Origin of the sequence: Leptotrichia sp. oral taxon 879 str. F0557 (assembly GCF_000469385.1) — a bacterium.
GTDB classification, from domain to species: Bacteria; Fusobacteriota; Fusobacteriia; order Fusobacteriales; family Leptotrichiaceae; genus Leptotrichia; species Leptotrichia mesophila.
The window spans coordinates 1-516 of the sequence record NZ_KI271300.1; the positions used below are offsets into that span (position 1 = coordinate 1).

Here is a 516-nt window from a genome sequence, read left to right on the forward strand (position 1 = left end):
AGACAGAAGTGTATCTACCGTAAGCAGTATGACCCTCTATTCTTTGTTGAGCTGAAACAAGAAATACTTAAAAGAGAGAAAAGAGTTCACAGCATTGATACTTTCTGCAATGTCTACAAAAGAGACAATCCTGATAAAGTTGCCCCTTCAACCAAAACTGTATATAAAATGATTCACAGAGGCCAAATTGAAGGAATAAAGCCATACATGCTTCCAAGAATGATCAAGCTTAAGCCTAGAAGGAAAACTGATGGACAATGCAATACTAAAAAGAATAAAAAAATACTGGACACAAGCATTGAGCAGAGACCTGAGCATATTAACAGCCGTGAAGAAAAAGGACACTTTGAAATTGATGCCGTAAAAGGCAAGAATGGAAAAGAGAAAAAAATACCAAAAATACAAAAAATTTTGAATAAGAGATGCAGAAAAATACTGAACTATCGTTCAGCAGAAGAGTATCATTTTGATAACACTACAGCATAAAAATTAAAGAGCAGAAAAATCTCTGCCCTT

Annotated in this window: 1 pseudogene; it reads left to right on the plus strand. The window is 34.5% G+C overall.

Annotation, left to right across the window (positions count from 1 at the left end):
* Positions 1–486, plus strand: a pseudogene (locus tag HMPREF1552_RS12490) (hypothetical protein); the annotation flags it as partial.
* Between the last annotated feature and the right edge of the window lie 30 nt (positions 487–516).